4 protein-coding genes are annotated in these 3,368 nt (G+C 74.7%); 1 reads left to right on the top strand and 3 read right to left on the bottom strand.

Going from position 1 to position 3,368, the window contains the following annotated elements; all coding sequences use genetic code 11:
* Positions 1-55 precede the first annotated feature (55 nt).
* Genes DQW06_RS17550 through DQW06_RS17540 form a run of 3 tightly spaced genes read right to left on the bottom strand, consistent with a single transcriptional unit; the run spans position 56 to position 2,483 of the window.
* On the bottom strand, positions 56-838 hold the full coding sequence (locus DQW06_RS17550; RefSeq protein ID WP_013155778.1) for an ABC transporter ATP-binding protein: 783 nt from the start codon (positions 836-838) through the stop codon (positions 56-58).
* Entirely contained in the window at positions 835-1,965 is a 1,131-nt protein-coding gene (locus tag DQW06_RS17545) for a peptidoglycan-binding protein (RefSeq protein ID WP_013155777.1), read from the bottom strand. Before DQW06_RS17545 ends, DQW06_RS17550 begins: the two co-directional genes overlap by 4 nt.
* Positions 1,962-2,483: a hypothetical protein gene (locus DQW06_RS17540; protein WP_013155776.1), complete on the bottom strand. Its 522-nt coding sequence runs from the start codon at positions 2,481-2,483 to the stop codon at positions 1,962-1,964. The genes DQW06_RS17545 and DQW06_RS17540 overlap by 4 nt, the downstream gene beginning before the upstream one ends.
* A gap of 198 nt (positions 2,484-2,681) precedes the next feature.
* Here DQW06_RS17540 and DQW06_RS17535 point away from each other — a divergent pair, with 198 nt between their 5' ends.
* Complete coding sequence (locus DQW06_RS17535) at positions 2,682-3,338, top strand: response regulator transcription factor (protein ID WP_013155775.1); 657 nt, start codon at positions 2,682-2,684, stop codon at positions 3,336-3,338.
* Positions 3,339-3,368 lie beyond the last annotated feature (30 nt).

Here is a 3,368-nt window from a genome sequence, read left to right as displayed (position 1 = left end):
CTCTCCGCGCCTCCCGCGCGCGGAGCCTCCACCGCGTCCTCCCTGTCCCGCCCCCTCACCGGACCCCCTTGGCCCGGGGTCCTGCGGAGCCCGTCCGCGCCGCGTCGCGGGGCCGCGCGGAGCCGTCCGTCCCCGCCGCGCCGTCGGCACCCGTGTCCACCGGGACCGGGCGACCGGAGTCGGCGACGATCCGGCCGTCGTGCACCTCCACCCGTCTCGGCAGACCCGCGGCCAACTCCCTGTCGTGCGTGATCACGACCACGGTCACCCCGTCCCGGTGCAGCTCGCCGAGCAGTTCCATCACGGCCGCGCCCGAGGCCGAGTCCAGAGCCCCGGTCGGCTCGTCGGCCAGCAGCATCCGGGGGGAGGAGGCCACAGCGCGGGCGATCGCCACGCGCTGCCTCTGCCCGCCGGACAGCTCGTGCGGCCGGTGGCCGGCGCGGTCGGTCAGCCCGACGCGCTCCAGCGCCCGCAGCGCACGGCGCCCGCGCTCGCGTCTGGACGCGCCGGAGTACAGCAGGCCCTCGGCCACGTTGTCCACGGCCCGCACGTTGGGCGCCAGGTGGAACTGCTGGAAGACGAAACCGACCGAGCGTGCCCGCAGCGCGGACAGCTCGTCGTCGCGCAGGGACCCCACATCGTGCCCGAACACGCGCACCGTGCCCGAGGTCGGCGCGTCCAGGGTGCCGAGCAGGTTGAGCAGGGTGGACTTGCCCGAGCCCGAGGGGCCCACGATCGCCAGCATCTCGCCGCGGCCCACGACCAGGTCCACCCCGTCCAGGGCCCGTACACCGCCGGGGTAGTGGCGGCTCACCCCGGTGAACTCGGCCGCGTTCATTCGGGGACCACCACCTCGGTGCCCTCGCCGATCCCCTCGCCGCTGACCTCCACCCGGCCGTCCGAGAACCAGCCCGTCTCCACCGGCACGTCGCGCACGGTGCCGTCCGCGTCCACCACGGACAGTCCGTAGCGGTCCCCGGGCAGCGCGATCAGCGCGCCCACCGGCGCGGCCAGCACGTCCTCCCGCGACTCCCCGCGGGCGACCACGGTGACCGGTGCCTGGTCGAGGAAGCCCGCGGGGTCCTCCTCCAGGTCGATGACCACCTCCACGGTGGGGTCGCCGCCCCCGCCCGCGCCCTCCTCGCCCTCCTCGACGCTGGCGACGGTGCCGACGCTCTCCACCACTCCGGCGACGCTCTCCCCGCCGGGCAGTTGGACGGTGACCCCGGCGTCCTCGGTGAGCAGGTCGCGGTCGCCGACGGCCAGGTCCACACGCACGACCTGGCGGGTGGAACTGGTGGTCAGCAGCGCCGTCGCGGGCGCGACGCCCGCGCTGACGTCCACCTCGTGCCCGGTCACCCGCACCGCGCCGGACGTGTACCAGATCTGGGAGGGGTGCACCTCGCCGGTGACCTCCATGCCCTCGGTGTCGTCCTGCCAGCGACGGACGGCCTCGGCGGTCAGCCACGTGTACTCGTCGTCCACGGTGAAGCCCGAGTAGCCCAGTTCGGCCAGCGCCCGCTCGAACTGGCGCACGTCCTCGCCGCTGCTCCCCGGTTCCAGCGGCCGGTAGGCGGGCCTGTCCCCGCGCAGCAGGACCGTGGGCCTGCCGTCGATCTCCCAGGCGAGGTCGCCCGCGGTCAGCTCGGAGCCCACCCCGGGCAGCCGGGTGACCACGCCGTCGGAGCGGGCGAAGAACGTGCCCCCGCCCGCGTACCCCAGGGCGCCGTCGAGGTTCTCCTCGCGCAGCAGCGTGGTGCGTTCGATCCGCGCCGTCGGTCCGGGGTCGGGAGCCTCACCGTCCGCGGAACCCCCCGGCAGTCCTCGCACGGCCGCCCACGCCACGACGCACAGGAGCACGAGGGTGAGCAGCGCCGCGCCCAGCCACAGCGGACCGAACCAGCGGCGGGGCGGCCGCTCCTCCTCCCGCTCCTCCTCGGGGAGGAGCGCGGTGTCGGCGCTCACGAGTTCCCTCCTCCGGCCCCGGTGGTGCCGCCGAAGCCGCCGCCCTCTCCGAAGACATCCTCGGAACAGGTGGTCAACGCCTCGGTGTGCTCGTCGTCCTCCGGGTCCACGGGCAGCGTCAGGCTCTCACCGGGCCTGGGGTCGGGGATGTCGATCCCGTTCTCCCGCAGGCACTCGGCCATCTTCAGGTCCTGCTCGAACACTTCCTGCTGGTCGGGGGCGTCCTCGTCCACCGGGAGGTGCTCCTCGCAGGCCTCCAACGCCTCCTTGAACCCCTCCTGGTCGGCCTCGGGCAGGGCGAAGGCGACGCCGCCCTCGGAGTCGGGCTCGGGGTCGGGCATCTCGTGGCCGTTGTCGCGCATGCACTCGGCGAATTCCAGCCTGGCCTCCTCCGCGGACGTCTCCTCGCCTCCCTCGGCGCCGCCACCGCCGGACTCACCGCCGCCGAGGGCTCCGCAGCCGGTCAGCAGCAGTCCGGCCAGTGCCGCCCCGACGAGGGGGCCCGCTGTCACGCGCATGTCGATCACTCCTGTCCCGTGGGGGTGCCCCGTCCGGCACCTCTCCTGCGTGTCGCACGGCCCATGTCAGCGCAGCCCGGGTTAGCCGCCGGTTAGGGCCGCGGAGTCCGGCGGGGTTAACCTCCGCCTAACCGCCGGGACGGTAGTGCTGGTCCGGGGCGCCGCCATCGGGGTGCGGGCCGTGAGCGAGGGGGACGCATGAGGGTCCTGGTGGTGGAGGACGAACCGGCGCTGGCCGAGACCGTCGCCGAGGGGCTGCGCGGGGAGGGCATGGCCGTGGACGTGTGCCACGACGGCGACACGGGCCTGGAGATGGCCTGCGTGCACGGCTACGACGTCATCGTCCTGGACCGGGACCTGCCGGTCCTGCACGGAGACCAGGTGTGCGCGCGGGTGGTCGAGGCCCCCGGCGTCGAGGCCCGCGTGCTCATGCTTACTGCGGCCGGGGGTCTGGACGACCGGGTCGAGGGTCTGGACCTGGGCGCCGACGACTACCTAGCCAAGCCCTTCGCCTACGCGGAACTGCTGGCGCGGGTCCGCGCGCTGGGGCGCCGGTCCCGCCCGGGCGCGCGCCCGCGGCTGTCCCGGGCCGGGCTGGTGGTCGACACCAACCGCCGCACCGCCTTCCGCGAGGGCCGAGAGCTCTCCCTCTCCCCCAAGGAGCTGGGCGTGCTGGAGGAGCTGCTGCGCGCGGACGGCGCCCCGGTGAGCACGACCCACCTCGTCGAGAAGGTCTGGGACGCCCACTTGGACCCGTTCAGCGGCGTGCTCAAGGTCGTGGTGCACGGACTGCGCCGCAAACTCGGGGATCCGCCGGTGATCCGGACAGTCCCCGGCCACGGGTACCGGGTCTGACGTGCGGTCCATGGGGAGGGGGAGGGGCGG

This window comes from Nocardiopsis sp. TNDT3 (assembly GCF_003427465.1).
Lineage (GTDB): Bacteria > Actinomycetota > Actinomycetes > Streptosporangiales > Streptosporangiaceae > Nocardiopsis > Nocardiopsis dassonvillei.
Note: the sequence above shows the minus strand (reverse complement) of the source record. Positions and strands in the feature narration are given on the sequence as shown.

Bases quoted from the DNA above. Each gene is read 5' to 3' on its own strand.
- DQW06_RS17550 (WP_013155778.1), bottom strand. From the start codon at position 838: ATGAACGCGGCCGAGTTCACCGGGGTGAGCCGCCACTACCCCGGCGGT.
- DQW06_RS17540 (WP_013155776.1), bottom strand. From the start codon at position 2,483: ATGCGCGTGACAGCGGGCCCCCTCGTCGGGGCGGCACTGGCCGGACTG.
- DQW06_RS17535 (WP_013155775.1), top strand. From the start codon at position 2,682: ATGAGGGTCCTGGTGGTGGAGGACGAACCGGCGCTGGCCGAGACCGTC.